The following is a 15,431-nucleotide window of genomic DNA, read 5'->3' as shown; positions in this document are numbered from 1 at the left end:
TTTCACCGCGTGAGCCTGGTCGGCCTGCCACCATCGCAGGGGTGAGCCGTCTTCCCCTGCTTCTGCTCAGCGCCGCCCTGGCCACCGGCTTCCTCACGGTCCCGGCCGCGGCCTCCGGCACGTCCGTCACCGTCGAGCGCGGCGGATCGAACTACGCCTTCTACCAGATCGACCGCGACGCCGACGGCGCCTGCGACCGGGAGCCGTACGGGGTGGTCAACAGCTTCGACAAGGCGCCCGCGACGATCGCGGCGCAGCTCGCGCGGATGCACGCCAACGGCCAGCGCAGGCTGCGGCTGGCGGTGTTCCACCAGCACGGCCCGGACTCCGGCACGGTGATGGACTCCACCGGCGGGAACCTGTCCCCGCGGAACCGGCGGAACCTGGCCGACCTGCTGGCGGTGGTCAAGGCGACCGGGTTCGCCGAGGTCGAGGTCGGGTTCTTCCCCATCGGCGCCGCCGACCCGCACGGCTGGGCGGCCTGGGACGAGACCCTGTACCAGGAGAACCGCGACCTGATCGACAACGTCCGCGAGATCGTCCGGGCCGCGGACCTGCCCTACCGGCTGGACCTGCTCAACGAGGGGATGCCGATGAGCGACCAGCCCGTGCTGCTCGACTACACGCGCAGGCTGTGGGCCGACTACACCGCGCGCCACGGCAAGGCCGACACCGTGGGCTTCTCCATGACGGTCTGGATCGCCGGACGCGCCCGGCAGATACCGGCCGTCTACGGCGACACCGTCCCCGATGTCTTCGACATCCACCTCTACCGGGACGACTGGACCGGTGACGAGCACAAGCAGTTCGTCGAAGCCCACCACGAGTTCGCCGCCCAGGGCTACCACCAGCCCTGGATCATCGGCGAAGCCCTCTACGACGACGGGACCGCCGCCACCGGGATAGCCCGCGCCATCGGCGAGACCGGCCGCGGGGTGCTCTACCTGACCCAGTGGCAGCTCAGCGCCGAGAACACCTGCGCCGACCGCGCCGTGGACGTGGCCCCGCCCGCCGAGTTCGGCCGCTACGCCGCCGCCGGGTTCTGACCGGGATGGAGAAGTACGACGTCAAGAAGGCGCACAAGGCGCTCTACTCCCCGTCCGCGAAGGAGTTCACCGTCGTCGACGTGCCCGAGTTCCGGCACATCGCCGTCGACGGCCGAGGTGATCCGAACACCGCACCCGCGTACGCGCACGCCGTCGAAGCTCTCTACGGGGTGGCGTACACGCTGAAGTTCGCCAGCAAGCGGACCATGGACCGGGACTTCGTGGTCGGCCCCCTGGAAGGACTGTGGCGAGCGGACGATCCCGCCGTGTTCGCCACGCGGCGCAAGGAAGCCTGGGAGTGGACCATGATGATCAGCCAGCCCGCCTGGGTCACCGACGGCATGGTCCAGGCCGCGGTCGACGCCGTCTCGAAGAAGAAGGACCTCCCCGCGCTCGGCGACGTCCGGCCGCTCACCCTCGTTGAAGGACGTTGCGTCCAGATCCTGCACATCGGCTCGTACGACGACGAGACGCCCACCCTGGACCGCCTCCACAACCGCTGTCTCCCCGACAACGGCCTCACTTTCAACGGCGACCACCACGAGATCTACCTCAGCGACGCGCGCCGCACCGCGCCAGCCAAACTGAGAACAATCTTGCGGCAGCCGGTCAGGCCCAGGTAGGCCCGGCCCGCACAGGGGGCGCGGCGAGGTGAACGCCAGGTGCCTCAACCGATAGAATGCGCTGGTGAGCGACGATCTGGTCCTGTCCGGCATGGAGGCCTTCGCCGACGTCGGACACGGCCTGCCGAGTCGGCATCGGCTCACCCGCGATGAGGTCGAGAAGTCCCAGCGCAAACGCATTGTGGTCGCGTTCCTGCAGGTGACCGCGGAGAAGGGGTACGCGGCGGTCACCATCAGCGACATCGTGGAACGCGCGGGCGTGTCCCGGCAGGCGTTCTACAAGCAGTTCGCCACCAAGAAGGACTGTTTCATCGGGGCCTTCCGCGTCGCGGCCAAAGTGGCGCTCGGCTCGGCCACCGAGGGGTTGAGCAGGGTCCCGCAAGCCGACTGGCGGGCAGGCGTCCGGGTCGCGATGGAGGAGTACCTGCGGGTGATGGCCACCGAGCCGAAGGTGACCTGGACCATGCAGATCGAGTGCCTGGCCGCGGGCCCCGAGGTCGCCGCTCTCTACCACAAGGCCATCGGCCGGATCGCCGAGATGTACCGCCTCGCCTACAACCACGCGGTGCGCCGGGAAGACCCGAGCAGGCCCGTGCTGCCGGACGAGAGCTTCGATGTCCTGGTCGGCGGATTGTCGGACCGGATTCGCTACTGCCTCTACACCAAGGGCGCCGAGGCCATCCCCGACCTGGCACCGGACTTCATCACGACGGTCATGGCCCTCTTCGGCGAGAAGCTTCCCGCCGGGGGCGAGTCCTAAGCGGTCAGGTCACCCCGTCGGACCGGTCGCGGCCCCCTGGTCCGCGACCGGTCCGACGAGTTCGGTCAGCGGCCCAGTGCCGCGAGCACCTGGCGGGCCTGGTTCTGCGCGCCCAGCGCGTTGGGGTGCACCGGCAGAGCGCCCGAGGCCAGGATGCCCTCCATCCACTTGGCGCCGGGAGGCTTGCAGATGTCGTGGCCGACGCTGCTGGTGTAGGTGTCCACAAAGGTCACACCGTTGTCGGCGGCCACGCCCGCGAGCACGGTGTTGAGCAGCTTGGTGATGTCCCGCAGGTACGGCGCGTCGCCCGGGGCGATCGGCACGACCGGCCAGCAGCTGCTCCCGTCGTCCGGCATGATCACCGGGTAGCCGACCAGCACGACCTCGGCCTGGGGGGAGCGCTGCTTGATGCCCTTGAGCACCCCGTCCACCTTGGGGCCGACGGCCTTGACCTTGGCGGCGAGCCGGTCCACCCCGCCGACGTTGTACAGCGTCTTGCACGGCGAGCCGACCGGGACGAGCACCCCCGGCAGGCCGCAGGTCACCAGGATCTCGGAGAACGGGATGTCGTTGCCGCCGATGCCCACCGTGACCAGATCGGTGTCCGGCTTCAGCGCGTTGAACTGCGGGCCCACCATCCCGAACTGGTTGCCGGTCATGTCAGCGGTAACGGCGCCACCGCAGGTCACGTCGGTGAACTTCCCGGGTTGGACGGCCTTGGAGACCAGGGAGGGATAGTTGCGGTCGGACCTGGTGCACAGCAGGTCGACCTGGTTCGGCACGCCGCTCGCGGAGCTGAACGAGTCGCCGAGGGCGACGTACGAGGCGTAGGACGGCGCGGCCGAACTGGCTCCCGCCCCGATGTGCAGACCGCCCGCGACCAGCCCGGCGACCCCCATGGCCGCGAGACCCGCGCTCACCCTGCCCTTGATCTTCCGACGACTCACGATCATCCCACTTTCTCAGTTCGCGGCGGCGGCACGCCGTCGCACCGGAACGCCCGGCCGCCAGGGCAGATCAACCCGGGGTCGCGCCGATATTCACGAAACACCGAGCAATACTCCGCGAACGCTACAGTTCTTCAATCCCTGCGGGCAAGCGCGCGGCCCACTCTTGAACAACCCTGACAAGGGCCTCCGACCAGGTTGGACCGATGACACAAAGACCCCCGCGCGCTTGACTGCCGGGCCCCTCCGCCGGGGTCAGCGGGCTCCCGGTTGGGGGCCGACGTAGCGCAGGACCCACATGCCCTGGTTCTTGTCGGTGATGTAGATGAACCCGCGCCGGTCCACCACGACGTCTTCGGTCTGCACGACGAGGTCGCGCTCGGGGAGGTAGCCGTACCGCTTGCGGGGCTCGGGCGGGATGAAGTAGCCGATCTCCCTGGGCAAGCGCCGGTTGGACACGTCGTAGATCCGCAGGCCCGCGTTGAAGTGCGCGAGGTGGAACAGGTCGCCCTGCGGCTGCACGTCCGGGTGGTGCTGGTGGTGGTTGAAGTTGTGCGGGCCGCACCAGCCGCCGCGAGTGGTGAAGTCGGGATAGGGGGCGTCGCGGGGCGGGACCGGTTCGGGCAGCAGGGAAAGCAGGAACGGGTTCGCCGGGTCGCTGATGTCCACAATGGACGCGTGGTGGGCTGGGCCGGTGCCGTAGGAGATGTCCTCGGAGTTGGCGTACCCGATGCCCTGGTCGGGCAGCGGCAGGAATCCGTGCACCCCGAACCGGGAGTGAAACGGCGGGCTGAACGGCAGGTGGCCGATCTGTCGCGGTCGGGAGACGTCGGAGATGTCCAGCACGATCAGGCCCGCGCCGCCGTAGGGCAGATACACCAGGCCGTCGTCGGTCGGATAGGGCGGGCCGTGCAGGTGGACGTCTTCTCCCGCGCCGCAGCAGAATCCGTGGGTGTGCGCGGGCGGGGTTTCGGGCGCGGCGCCCCGTGTTTCCTGGCCTGGCACCCACCACCGGCCGGCTTCGCGGGGATTGGCCCGGTCGGCGATATCCAGGATCACGTAGATGTTGCCGCGGAATCCCGGCATCGCGGCGGACAGGTGCGCGTACCGGCCACCGGTGTATATATTGCGGTGCGTTCCGGTGCCGCCGGTTCGGAAATGGCTGAGCAGTCGGGGATTCGCCGGTTCGGCGATGTCGTAGATGAGCACGCCCTCGTTGAACGGCGCGGTCGGGTCGGTTCCCGGAGCGCCTTCGGGGAAGACCTTCTCCATCGCGGTGATCAGGGTGTCGCCCGCCAGGGTGACCTGCATCCCCATCGTGTTGCCCTGCGGCCCCGGGGTCGGCCAGTGGCGCAACACCTTGGCCCGCCGGGGATCGGTCACGTCGACCACGCTCCAGCCGGGCGACCAGAAGTGTCCCAGGTAGAGGTACCAGCGGCCTGCCTTCTCCCGGATCGCCATCTTGAACCCGGGTCGTTCGTCCAGATCGCAGTAGCCGACCGCTTCGACGTTGCGGGCATAGGCGCCCGGCGGCGGGTCGACCGGCACGTCCCCTTCGGCGTGCGCGGCCGGAATGCCCAGCGCGGTCGCCCCGGCGAGCCCCGCCGTGGTCAGCGCGCGGCGGCGGGAAAAACGCGGCTCTGACAAGTCGCCTCCTTGAACTCGACGTCTGGACACCAGCCTTGACGAGCCGGAACCGCGCGTCCAATATATTTTTCCAGGGCTGCTAATAGCGATGGGATATCAGTCATGGTCGATCTGCGGCGCATGGAGTACTTCGTCGCGGTGGCGGAGGAACTGCACTTCGGCCGGGCCGCGCGGCGGCTGCGGATCTCTCAGCCGCCGCTGAGCACGCAGATCCAGCGCCTTGAGGACGAACTCGGCGTGCTGCTGCTGGAGCGCACCAAGCGCAGCGTCGCGCTCACCGCGGCGGGCGCGGTGTTCCTGGACGAGGCACGGGACACCCTGCGGCGGGTCGGCCAGGCCGCCGAGCGGGCCAGGCGGGCGGCCAGAGGCGATCTCGGCAAGATCGCCATCGGGGTGATCGAGTCCGCCCTCTACAGCGTCGCGCCGCCGGTCATCCGGCACTTCTGCGCGCGCTTCCCCGAGGTCGAGATCAGCGTCACCGAGTCGCGGATCTCCACCCAGCTGGCCGACCTGGCCGAGGGGAAGCTGGATGTCGGCTTCGTGCACCCGCAGGCGCCGCATCCCGAACTGGCCGAGGAACCGCTGCTCACCGAACCGCTGCTCGCGGTCGTCCCGGACAGCCATCCCCTTGCCGCGCGACGGGAACTGAGCCTGGCCGACCTGTGCGCGCAGCCGCTGATCATGATTCCCCGGGAGGTCAACCCGCCCCTGCACGACCAGTTCATCGCCCGCTGCCACCGGCTCGCGCTGGCACCGGCGATCTCCCGGGAGGCCTGGCCCAAGCAGACCGTCGTCGCCCTGGTCGCGGCGGGCCTGGGGCTCTCGGTCCTGCCCGCGTGCATGAAGCGGCTCGGTCACCCCGAAGTCGTCTACCGCCCCATCACCGACAGCGGGATCGACGTGACCACCTCGCTGGTCTGGCGGAAAGCCGACACCGCGCCCACCACCTCGGCCTTCCTCGACTCCGCCCGGGAGGTGACGGGACGCTAACGGGTCGAAGCGGCGGGCGTGCTGGTGAGGACGCGGAGGCGTTCTTCGTCGGGCGACCCGGGCACGGCGGTGTAGACGGTGAGGTACTGCTCGGGGTCGTCGGGCAGGTGCAGGGTCTCGAAGCTCAGGGTCAGCGCACCGACGACGGGGTGGTCGAAGCGCTTGAAACCGTGGGACTTGCTTGTGACGGTGTGTCTCGCCCAGTGCTCGCGGAACTCCGCGCTGCCAAGCGAAAGCTCGCGGACCAGCGCCGCCAGCCGCGGGTCGTCCGGGTGGCGGCCCGCGTCCATCCGCAGGTGACCGACGGTGTCCTTGGCGACGAAATCGCGGTCCGGGTAGAGCCGGACGACGTCCTCGTCCAGCAGCACCAGGCGGGCGAGGTTGCGCCGGTGCGGGGGCAGCGCGGCGAAGTCGGTGATCAGGGCGCAGGCCGCCCGGTTCCACGCCAGGATGTCCATGCGCCGCCCGAAGACGAAAGCGGGCGCGCACAGGGCGTGCACAAGCTGGCCGGTGCCCGGCCGGACCTGCTGGGGGCGGTGCGCCTGGGCGACCGGACCGCGGGCGAGCCTGCGCAGGTGGGCGCGCTCGTCCGCGTCGAGCCGCAGCGCGGTCGCCACCGCGTCCAGCACCGCGTCGGAGACGTTTCTGCGGCCCTGCTCGAAGCGGACGTAGTACTCGACGCTGATCCCGGCGAGGTGGGCCAGTTCCTCCCGGCGCAGCCCCGGCACCCGCCGCGGGCCGCCGCCCGGGGCCAGGCCGACGTCCTCCGGGCGCAGCCGGGCGCGGCGGGAGATCAGGAAAGCGGCGAGGTCCGCACGGCGAGCCATGCCGCCAGTATCCCCGGTTTGGGGGGTCCTGCCGGTCCCCGGGAACAGCGGAGCGACGGCAGCGGGGCTCGGGTCCGGTCAGGATGGTGGGCGCATCCGGACAAGGGGAGGAACCGGGATGGGACACCAGCGGATGACCCGGCGGACACTGCTGGCCGCCACCGCCGCCGCTGCCGTGGCGGGCACGGCGGCGACCTGGACGGCGCGCGCGGCGGGCAGGCCGCCGGTCGCGTATGTCCTTCCGGGAGACCAGGCGTTTCCCAGCGGCCACGCCGTCGACGCGCGCACCGGCCGAATCTACGTCGGCAGCGCGGCGGACGGGACGCTCTACCGCGGCCATCTGACCAGCCCGAACCTCCACCCCTGGTCGCCGGACGGCGCCGACGGGCGCAGCACGACCTCCGGGATGGCCGTCGACGCCGAGGGGCGGCTGCTGGTCGGCGGCGCGGACACCGGCACGCTGCGGGTGTACGACACCGCAGACGGCGCGCTGCTGGGCCTGGCGCACGGGGTGGACGGCGGTTTCGTCAACGAGATCGCCACCGCCCCGGACGGAACCGCCTACGCCACCGACTCGTTCCGCCCGGTCGTCTACCGGCTGTCGTTCTCAAGTGGACAGTCGCGGCTCGAACCCTGGCTCGACGCCACCGCCGTCGACTGGGTCGACGGGCGGCACAACCTCAACGGGATCGCCTGCGCGGGCCGCCACCTGCTGACCGTCAACAGCACCACCGGGCAGCTCTGGCGCATCGACCGGCGCACCAAGCAGACGCGCGAGGTCGACCTCGGCGGCCACCTCCTGCCCAACGGCGACGGCCTGGCCTTCCGCGACGGCCTGCTCTACGTGGTGCAAGGCAACATCAACAGCGTGCCCGACCTGCCCCCTGGGGTGACCGTCGTCGCGCTGTCGGCGGATCTGTCCCGCGGCCGCCCCACCGCCCGCCTCGTCCCGCCCGGCGGCTTCCACCACCCCAGCTCGATCTCCCTCGCCGGGGACCGCGCGCTGGTGGTCAACAGCCAGTACCACCGCTGGATCGCGGGCCTCCCACCGGAAGTGCTCCCGTTCACCCTGTCCGCCGTCCCGCTCGACGCTGGCGCGGCAGCCGGGTAGCGCCGGTCAGATGCTGCGCAGCACCGACACGACCGTGCCCAGGATGACGGCGTTGTCCCCGTCGATGACGTCGTAGGCCGGGTTGCGGGGCTCCAGGTAGACGTGGCCGTTGCGGCGGCGGTACACCTTGACGGTGGCCTCGTCGTCGAGCATGGCGGCGACGATCTGGCCGGAGTGGGCCTCGGGCTGCTGGCGGACCAGGACGATGTCGCCGTCGCAGATCGCGGCGTCGATCATGGAGTCGCCGCGGACGCGGAGCCCGAAGATGGTGCCGCGACCGGTGAGCTCGCGGGGCAGCGTCAGGACGTCGTCGACGTGCTCGTCGGCCGAGATCGGGGTTCCCGCGGCGATGTGGCCGACCACGGGCACCGACACCGAGTCCGCGCCCGCCTCCCGGGCCGAGGGCTCCTGGAGGAACGCGCGCACGTCGATGGGGCGGGACATGGTGTCGCTTCGCCGCAGGAATCCCTTTTCCTCCAGGCTGGCCAGGTGTTTCGACACCGACGACGACGACCGCAGCCCGACCGCGGCGCCGATTTCCCGCGTGCTCGGCGGGTACCCGTGCCTGACCACCCAGTCCCGGATCGTCGCCAGAATCCGCTGCTGGCGCTGCGGCAGGGCCGAGGTGTCCAGGTGCTCGAACGCGTCGGAGTCGTGGTAGGCGGTCACCGGGGCAATGGTAGAGCCATCGTGCGGCGGCACGATGTGACGGCCCGGCTCATTCCTCAAGGGCCAGCAGCGACACCGGCCTGCCTGCCGCGTCCGCGCTCACCGGTTGCGCGGAAGGCGAGCGGGAAACGATGGTGCGGAACAGTCCCAGCGGCGCCTGGCATTCCGCGGCGATCGTGTGCTCGTCCACGCGGGCCTCGTCCGCCAAGAGTTTGAGGGCGCGGGGCAGCAGCGAGGGCTGTTCGAGCAGCGGCATGGGGCCGGGCTCGCGCCGCCGCCAGCCGCGCGCGGAGATGGTGGCCATGGCGTTGCGGTAGGTCACGTCGCTCATGACCTTCAGGGTTCTGGCGCGGAACAGCAGCGCCTGGAGGCTGACGTTCCAGTGCTGCTTGAGCTGCCCGAGGCGGCTCCAGTCGGCCTTGGCCGGCAGTTCGTCGGCGATCTCGGCGGCGGGCATGAGGAACTCGGCGGCGAACCGGTGCGCCTGGTCCTCCACCGCGCGCCCGCCCGGCTCGGCGTCGACGTGCATCACCAGGTGGCCAAGCTCGTGGGCGACGTCGAACCGCTGGCGGTAGTAGTCGTCCTTGAGGGGGTTGAGCAGGATGATCGGGCGCTGCGCGGTGTCGAAGGAGTAAGCGTCCACAGTGGCGTTCGCCAGCGGGCTGAACACCACCACGCCGCCGTGGTTCTCCACCAGCCGCACCAGGTGCCCGACCGGTCCGGGCGGCAGATCCCACGCCAGCCGCAACGCCGCCGCCGCAGCTTCCGGGCCGCGCCCGATCGCGTCCGGGGCGACCGGGCGGCACGGCAGGTCGCGGGCCGGGAACTCGACGTGCCGCTCGATCGCGGTGACCACGTCCAGCGCCAGGCACCCGTAGGCGTGGGCCTGGTCGCGGGATATCTGGCTGGTCGAGCGCAGCGACCGGAAATGCGGCGCGGTGGCGGCGAGCGTGCGCCTGCTCGGCCGCGCGGTGAAGAACCCGGGCGCGACCTGCAACGCCAGCGCCAGCGCGGCGACTGTCGCCGGGGCCGGGTTCTTCGACCCGCTCTCGTACGCCGCGACCGCCGTGGGTGTCTTGCCGATCAGCCCGGCCAGCGCGTTCTTGCGCAATCCCGCGAGCTGGCGGGCCAGGGTGAGACGCCCACCGTCGAAGAAGGAGGCGATGTCGTCGAGCCGGTCACTCATGCCTCACCAATAGCACGCGGCCTGTCGTCCGCCCGAATCGACCGTCGGACGTGGACCCGGGCGTCGGCGGCGTCGTCCCGGGTGTCGGCCTGTCCGACCTCGCCGACCAGCGGCCGCCCGCCACCGGCGGCCGGGGGCAGGGCGAGCAGGTTCTCCCGCCACACCCACGGGACGCCGCCGCCCGCGTTCCACCGGCTGCGGCCGAGGAACAGCTCGACCTCGCCGGTGTCGGGGTCCATGGCGTGCGCGAGGACGAGCGTGCCGCGCAGGCCGTCGGCGCTTTCGGGGAGCCCGAAGAGCTCGGCCACCCCGAACAGGCCGCCGTCGTCGGCGCTGTGCGGCTGGCGGGCCACCACGCCCTTGGTCTCGCTGCGGTCCTGCCACCGGATCTTGTCGATGTGGCCGAACTTGTAGGAGGCCATCAGCCACCGCCACCCGCCCGCGACCCACCCGGGCGATGCGTTGAGGTCGTGCCGGACCACGATCCCGGGCGCGAGCCACGGCATGGTCCGGAAGTCGCGGTCGGCGATCCCTTTGGCGAGCACGTCGCGGCCGACCGAGGGCTCCCCTTCCGGCGCGGTGTACTCCCCGCACTGGAACACGCGGTCCTGCCGGTTGATCAGGAACTTGTGCGCGGTGAACCCGACCCAGGCCTGGTCGTGGCCGCCGTCCGGCTCGTAGTCCTGCCAGAGCTGCCCGTATGCCGACGCGTGCGCCCAGCGGACGCCGCCCAGCGCCCCGAGGTCGCCGAGCTTGCCCAGCACCTGATCCCGCTCGTCCATGGCAGCGAACAGTACGCGATCACAGTAAGCGGCGCGCGGAAATGAACCACGGCGTGTCTTCGGCGCTGCCAGATGAACTTCGGGCTGGCCTGCTCGCGGGTGTCGGCCGTGACGCATGATGGGAATCATGTGTCTGCGTTCGGACGACCCGTGGTGACCGATCTCGTCGCGGCCCTGCGCGCGGCCGGGGTGGCGGAGGCCAGCGCGGCCACGGTGGAGCGCGCCGCCTACGCCGCGGACGCGTCGCTGTACCGGGTGGCGCCGACGGCGGTCGCCTGGCCCCGGCACCCCGACGAGGTGGCCGCGGCGCTGGAGGTCTGCCGGACGCTGGACGTTCCGGTCACGTGCCGGGGCGCGGGCACGTCCATCGCGGGCAACGCGGTCGGCGCAGGCCTGGTGCTCGACTTCAGCAGGCACCTCGACCGGGTTCTGGACGTGAACCCGGACGAGCGCGTCGCGACCGTGCTGCCCGGGGTCGTGCACGCGCGGTTGCAGCGGGCCGCCGCCGCGCACGGCCTGCGGTTCGGGCCGGACCCGTCCACGCACAGCCGCTGCACGATCGGCGGCATGATCGGCAACAACGCCTGCGGCTCCCGCGCGCTCGCCTACGGCCGCACCTCGGACAATGTGGTCGGCCTCGACGTGCTCACCGGGACCGGTCAGCGGCTGCGGCTCGACGGCCCGGACCCGGCGGGCCACGAGCGCCTGCGCGGCATTGTCGCGGGCGCGTTGGCCACGATCCGCACCGAGTTCGGCCGCTTTCCCCGGCAGGGTTCGGGATACGCGCTGGAAGCCCTGCTGCCGGAGAACCGGTTCGACCTGCGGCGGCTGTTCGTCGGCAGCGAGGGGACGCTCGGCGTGGTCACCGCGGCCACCGTCCGCCTGGTCGCCGATCCCCCGCACCGCGCGCTGGCCGTGCTGGGCTACCCGGACATGGCCACCGCCGCCGACGCGGTGCCCGCGATCCTGGCGCACCGCCCGACCGCATGTGAGGGCTTGGATTCCCGCATCGTCGCGGCTGCCTTGGGCACGGGGGTACAGGCTTCGATGCCCCCGCTGCCGCGCGGCGGGGGCTGGCTGTTCGTGGAGACCACCGGGGACACCGCGGCGCAGGCGGTCGACGCGGCGCGGCGCGTGGTCGCCGACGGGGCCGCGGCGGACAGCGCGGTCGTCACCGATCCCGCGCACGCCGCCGCGCTGTGGCGCATCCGGGAGGACGGCGCGGGGCTGGTCGGCCGCGGTTCCGCTGGCCTGCCGATGTTTCCGGGCTGGGAGGATTCGGCGGTGCCGCCCGCGGCGCTGGGCGCGTATCTGCGCGAGTTGGAGCGGCTGCTCGGCGAGCACCGGCTCACCGGGGTCCCGTACGGCCATTTCGGCGACGGCTGTTTGCATCTGCGCCTGGATTTCCCGCTGCACCGGCCGGACGGCAAGGCCGCCCTGCGCGCCTTCCTCACCGACGCGGCCCGGCTCGTGGCTGGCTTCGGCGGCTCCCTCTCCGGCGAGCACGGCGACGGCCGGGCCCGCGGCGAGTTGCTGCCGCTGATGTACTCCGCGGCGGCGCTCGACCTGTTCGGCCAGGTGAAGGCGGTCTTCGACCCGGACAACCGGCTCAACCCGGGCGTCCTCGTGCGCCCCCGCCCGCTCGACGCGGACATCCGGCCCGCGCCGCGCCCGCTGCCCGCCCCGCTCGCCCTGGCGTACCGGCACGATCGGGGCGATTTCGGCACGGCGGTGCACCGCTGCACCGGGATCGCGCGGTGCCGGGACCCCCAGGGCACGATGTGCCCGTCCTTCCAGGCGACCCGCGACGAGAAGCACTCCACCCGGGGCCGGGCGCGGATTCTCCAGGAAATGGTCGACGGCTCACTGGTGCGCGAGGGCTGGCGCTCGCCGGAAGTGCACGAGGCGCTGGATTTGTGCCTGTCCTGCAAGGCATGTTCGTCCGAGTGTCCGACCGGGGTGGACATGGCGGCCTACAAAGCCGAAGTCCTGCACCAGTCCTACCGGTGGCGGCTGCGCCCGCGCGGTCATTACACGCTTGGCTGGCTCCCCCGCTGGGCCCGGCTGGCGGCGCTCGCGCCTGGGCTGGCGAACTCCGCACTCGCTTCGCCCGCTCTCGCTCGGGGAGCCCGGTGGGTCGCCGGTGTCGACCAGCGGCGGACGCTGCCTACCTTCGCGCGCAACACTTTTCGGTCCTGGTTCGCCGGGCGCGAGCGGCGGCCGGGCAAGCCGGTGCTGCTCTGGCCGGACACCTTCACCGACCATTTCGCGCCTGAGATCGGGATCGCGGCGGTCGGTGTGCTGGAGGACGCCGGTTTCGCCGTGTCGATCCCTCAGCGGTCCGCGTGCTGCGCGCTCACCTGGATCTCCACCGGCCAACTCGACGCTGCCCGCCGGATTCTGCGCCGGACTGTGGAAGACCTGCTTCCCGCTGCGGCGGCGGGAGTCCCGATTGTCGGTCTGGAGCCTTCTTGCACGGCGGTATTGCGCTCGGACAGCTTGGAGTTGCTTGACTCCCCTGCCGCCGCCAGCGTCGCCGGTGCTACCCGCACTCTCGCTGAACTCCTGGTTGCCTCCGACTGGCGTCCGCCGGATCTGTCGGGGACAAAGGTTCTGGCGCAACCGCACTGCCACCACGCAGCCGTGCTGCGGTGGGATGCCGACGAGGAACTGTTGCGCAAGGCGGGAGCCGACCTCGTGCGGGTCGACGGCTGCTGCGGGCTGGCCGGAAACTTCGGTGTCGAACGCGGGCACTACGAAGTGTCAGTCGCCGTGGCTGAAACCGCCCTGCTGCCCGCGGCACGGGCTGAGCCGGGCGCGGTGGTGCTGGCTGACGGGTTCTCTTGCCGGACACAGCTTGCTGATCTCGCTGACCGGCGCGCCTTGCACTTGGCTGAGCTGCTTGCTGGTGGCTGAGGTGTCGATTACGAACTAGCGTACTTCTATGCGAACCACTGGACCGGTTTTCCATCAAACGCCGAGATCCCGTTGGTCGAGGTGCGCCGCGCCTTCGAAGAACATCTGACAACAGGTGTACAGCCAAGCGGAATCAAGTGACAGTCCGGCCCTCAAAGCCCGACGGGGAGTGACTCTGGTGAGACCCCAGCCGGGCACATGTTCACAGAACTGCCCCAAAAGCGGCGGTGACTTTCGGGGCAGTTCCGGGGCGGACGGTGCCGCAACCAGGATCATTCGGCGAGTTTCGCCGCATATTCAAGGGAGCCGTGGTGGGTGATTTATGAATGGATAGACGGTGTCGATTCTGGGGCTGTTCACCGCGCCGGCCCAGTCAAGTGGCCGAGGGGAGTCGCCCCACCATCCGAAGCCGAGATCGTCGGTCCATTCGACGGCCGCCGACGGAGGGCCGCCGCCTATCCTGCCGTCCATCAGGTTGGATGCCTGCTGGGCGGCCGACCCGGACGAATGCACACGCAGTGCCGGATCGAGCGGCTGACCGGATGTCGGGTCGATGTGCAACCCGGCGAACCGGGCGCCGAATCGGCCACTTCGATTCAAATACCGGACGTACAGCACGAAACCTGTGCCGACCCAGCACTCGCGCACCGTCTGCATAGACTTCGTCGCATCCGCTTGCCACACAAGATGGCGAGCGACTGCGACAGCCCACTGTCGCATCGCATCCGACACGAGGTCCGCGAAGTACACGTTGTCCGGCTTATCCACGTGTCACCCTGGCCTCTCACCGTTCACTCAGGAAGCAGCTCCAACATAGTGAATGCCGGTTCCGTTGTCCACCGTCCGACCCGCTCCCAATTGGTTGATCCACTCCGGGCATAGCACCTGGCCCTCGCAGAAAACGCTGTTGATGCCGAGCATCCCGCGTTCCGGTGCGATGCTCCACGCAGAATAGTCGATTCTAACCCGTACCGTGCGCTGGTCTATGACCTGACAGTTCCCGTTGCCGTTACACTGCCGCCGTTGCCACACACCGCGGTGAGTGCACCAGCGAGTTCATAGAATTGCCCACTCTGGTCTATCGGGTGTTCGATTGAAGGATTGCTGTTGTATTCGGAGAGTCGAGTTATGCGGCGATGAGCGGCTGAGGGAACACAATTCCAGAGCAACACCGAACGAGGGGGTAGCATGGGAACGAAAACGAGTAGCGGCTTAGGCGGGTTAATCGTTGTCGGAGCATTGGTGACGGGATTCCTTGTCTTCACCGAACAGGGGCAGGAGGTACTCGACTCCCTCGGAGTGGAACCAGAATCGGCACCCGGGGACATCATCGTGCCACCTGATCAGATTAGTCGCATAAAGGAGTGCACCCCCGAAGTGCTCACCAAGGATAAGCGCTGTAAGAATCTTGCCGTTCTGCCGGTCGATGCCGCTAAAATGCCCTACATCGCGCGGCACACGCAGCAGGCGTGGGCGGCCGGGCATCCCGCACTGCTACATAGGGGCGAAGAGGGGGCAGGTGAGGCTAAGCGCGCCCTCGCGTGTACGACTCGGGTGAAGGTCGAACTTAAACCTGCGTCATGTGACGAGTACCCGGTGCGCCACGAGGCGTCATTTTACCGAGTGGAGGTGGAAGACCTTCACCCATTTTCTGTCGTAGCAGAGAATGTGAAGCTGGCGGCAGTCTGAGCCTGGGAACGCAGGTGAGGACGGGAAGCAGCCGCGACAAAGCCGGGGCGGGTCAGTACTGCCAGATGGCCTGGTGCCCGGCAAGCGAGACGGAAAGGTGTACGAGAGAAACCAGCGATGGTAAAGCTCCGTAATCGTCGCACCGGCTCAAATCTGGTGGATATGGGCCGGGTTGTGGTGCACGGAACAGTCATCAGCGTAGGGCTGTTCGGACTCTCGGATCGGGTCAGGGTATCTG

14 protein-coding genes and 1 pseudogene are annotated in these 15,431 nt (G+C 70.0%); 8 read left to right on the top strand and 7 right to left on the bottom strand.

All coding sequences use genetic code 11. From position 1 onward, the window contains the following. Positions 1-41: 41 nt before the first annotated feature. The 3 genes from BLS56_RS22385 to BLS56_RS22375 all read left to right on the top strand — a co-directional run bounded on the left by BLS56_RS22385 (position 42) and on the right by BLS56_RS22375 (position 2,429). Complete coding sequence (locus BLS56_RS22385; RefSeq protein ID WP_091454408.1) at positions 42-1,046, top strand: hypothetical protein; 1,005 nt, start codon at positions 42-44, stop codon at positions 1,044-1,046. 5 nt (positions 1,047-1,051) lie between these two features. Next, a complete protein-coding gene (locus tag BLS56_RS22380) occupies positions 1,052-1,669 on the top strand; it encodes a GyrI-like domain-containing protein (protein WP_091454406.1) in 618 nt (205 codons plus the stop codon). Positions 1,670-1,733: 64 nt separating this feature from the next. Then, the gene (locus tag BLS56_RS22375) at positions 1,734-2,429 is read left to right on the top strand and encodes a TetR/AcrR family transcriptional regulator (protein WP_139190909.1); all 696 of its coding nucleotides are present in this window, start codon (positions 1,734-1,736) and stop codon (positions 2,427-2,429) included. Positions 2,430-2,494: 65 nt separating this feature from the next. Here the strand turns inward: BLS56_RS22375 and BLS56_RS22370 are convergent, their stop codons facing one another. Both BLS56_RS22370 and BLS56_RS22365 read right to left on the bottom strand, forming a co-directional pair. Then, positions 2,495-3,376: an SGNH/GDSL hydrolase family protein gene (locus BLS56_RS22370; RefSeq protein ID WP_228771838.1), complete on the bottom strand. Its 882-nt coding sequence runs from the start codon at positions 3,374-3,376 to the stop codon at positions 2,495-2,497. Between the two features lie 255 nt (positions 3,377-3,631). Beyond that, on the bottom strand, positions 3,632-5,023 hold the full coding sequence (locus BLS56_RS22365; RefSeq protein ID WP_091454404.1) for an LVIVD repeat-containing protein: 1,392 nt from the start codon (positions 5,021-5,023) through the stop codon (positions 3,632-3,634). Between the two features lie 102 nt (positions 5,024-5,125). Here BLS56_RS22365 and BLS56_RS22360 point away from each other — a divergent pair, with 102 nt between their 5' ends. After that, positions 5,126-6,013, top strand: a complete 888-nt coding sequence (locus BLS56_RS22360; protein WP_091454403.1) for a LysR family transcriptional regulator — start codon at positions 5,126-5,128, stop codon at positions 6,011-6,013. On the opposite strand, the gene BLS56_RS22355 is transcribed toward BLS56_RS22360, so the two are convergent. Further along, positions 6,010-6,840 (bottom strand): helix-turn-helix domain-containing protein, encoded by an 831-nt coding sequence (locus BLS56_RS22355; protein WP_091454401.1) that lies wholly within the window; start codon positions 6,838-6,840, stop codon positions 6,010-6,012. The genes BLS56_RS22360 and BLS56_RS22355 overlap by 4 nt on opposite strands. A gap of 118 nt (positions 6,841-6,958) precedes the next feature. Here BLS56_RS22355 and BLS56_RS22350 point away from each other — a divergent pair, with 118 nt between their 5' ends. After that, positions 6,959-7,951, top strand: coding sequence for an SMP-30/gluconolactonase/LRE family protein (locus BLS56_RS22350; protein WP_091454319.1), 993 nt, complete (start codon positions 6,959-6,961; stop codon positions 7,949-7,951). A gap of 6 nt (positions 7,952-7,957) precedes the next feature. Here the strand turns inward: BLS56_RS22350 and lexA are convergent, their stop codons facing one another. Genes lexA through BLS56_RS22335 form a run of 3 tightly spaced genes read right to left on the bottom strand, consistent with a single transcriptional unit; the run spans position 7,958 to position 10,588 of the window. After that, positions 7,958-8,620: a transcriptional repressor LexA gene (lexA, locus tag BLS56_RS22345; protein ID WP_091454317.1), complete on the bottom strand. Its 663-nt coding sequence runs from the start codon at positions 8,618-8,620 to the stop codon at positions 7,958-7,960. Positions 8,621-8,669: 49 nt separating this feature from the next. Further along, positions 8,670-9,806: an XRE family transcriptional regulator gene (locus BLS56_RS22340; protein ID WP_091454314.1), complete on the bottom strand. Its 1,137-nt coding sequence runs from the start codon at positions 9,804-9,806 to the stop codon at positions 8,670-8,672. Next, positions 9,803-10,588 carry a hypothetical protein gene (locus BLS56_RS22335; RefSeq protein WP_091454312.1) on the bottom strand — a complete coding sequence of 262 codons (786 nt, stop codon included), beginning with the start codon at positions 10,586-10,588 and terminating at the stop codon, positions 9,803-9,805. Before BLS56_RS22335 ends, BLS56_RS22340 begins: the two co-directional genes overlap by 4 nt. 153 nt (positions 10,589-10,741) lie before the next feature. On the opposite strand from BLS56_RS22335, the gene BLS56_RS22330 reads away from it, so the two are divergent. Continuing rightward, complete coding sequence (locus BLS56_RS22330; protein ID WP_228771837.1) at positions 10,742-13,504, top strand: FAD-binding and (Fe-S)-binding domain-containing protein; 2,763 nt, start codon at positions 10,742-10,744, stop codon at positions 13,502-13,504. Positions 13,505-13,528: 24 nt separating this feature from the next. Further along, positions 13,529-13,645, top strand: a pseudogene (locus BLS56_RS33090) (Imm1 family immunity protein); the annotation flags it as partial. Between the two features lie 156 nt (positions 13,646-13,801). On the opposite strand, the gene BLS56_RS30820 reads toward BLS56_RS33090, so the two are convergent. Continuing rightward, positions 13,802-14,272, bottom strand: a complete 471-nt coding sequence (locus BLS56_RS30820; protein ID WP_139190908.1) for a hypothetical protein — start codon at positions 14,270-14,272, stop codon at positions 13,802-13,804. A gap of 420 nt (positions 14,273-14,692) precedes the next feature. On the opposite strand from BLS56_RS30820, the gene BLS56_RS30815 reads away from it, so the two are divergent. Beyond that, positions 14,693-15,193: a hypothetical protein gene (locus BLS56_RS30815; RefSeq protein WP_139190907.1), complete on the top strand. Its 501-nt coding sequence runs from the start codon at positions 14,693-14,695 to the stop codon at positions 15,191-15,193. Positions 15,194-15,431: the final 238 nt, after the last annotated feature.

Source organism: Actinokineospora iranica (assembly GCF_900101685.1).
Taxonomy (GTDB): Bacteria; Actinomycetota; Actinomycetes; order Mycobacteriales; family Pseudonocardiaceae; genus Actinokineospora; species Actinokineospora iranica.
The sequence above is the reverse complement of the archived record's forward strand: the minus strand, read 5'-3'. Positions and strand labels throughout refer to the sequence as shown.

Bases quoted from the DNA above. Each gene is read 5' to 3' on its own strand.
- BLS56_RS30815 (WP_139190907.1), top strand. From the start codon at position 14,693: ATGGGAACGAAAACGAGTAGCGGCTTAGGCGGGTTAATCGTTGTCGGA.
- BLS56_RS22340 (WP_091454314.1), bottom strand. From the start codon at position 9,806: ATGAGTGACCGGCTCGACGACATCGCCTCCTTCTTCGACGGTGGGCGT.
- BLS56_RS22360 (WP_091454403.1), top strand. From the start codon at position 5,126: ATGGTCGATCTGCGGCGCATGGAGTACTTCGTCGCGGTGGCGGAGGAA.
- BLS56_RS22350 (WP_091454319.1), top strand. From the start codon at position 6,959: ATGGGACACCAGCGGATGACCCGGCGGACACTGCTGGCCGCCACCGCC.
- BLS56_RS22335 (WP_091454312.1), bottom strand. From the start codon at position 10,588: ATGGACGAGCGGGATCAGGTGCTGGGCAAGCTCGGCGACCTCGGGGCG.
- BLS56_RS22355 (WP_091454401.1), bottom strand. From the start codon at position 6,840: ATGGCTCGCCGTGCGGACCTCGCCGCTTTCCTGATCTCCCGCCGCGCC.
- BLS56_RS22380 (WP_091454406.1), top strand. From the start codon at position 1,052: ATGGAGAAGTACGACGTCAAGAAGGCGCACAAGGCGCTCTACTCCCCG.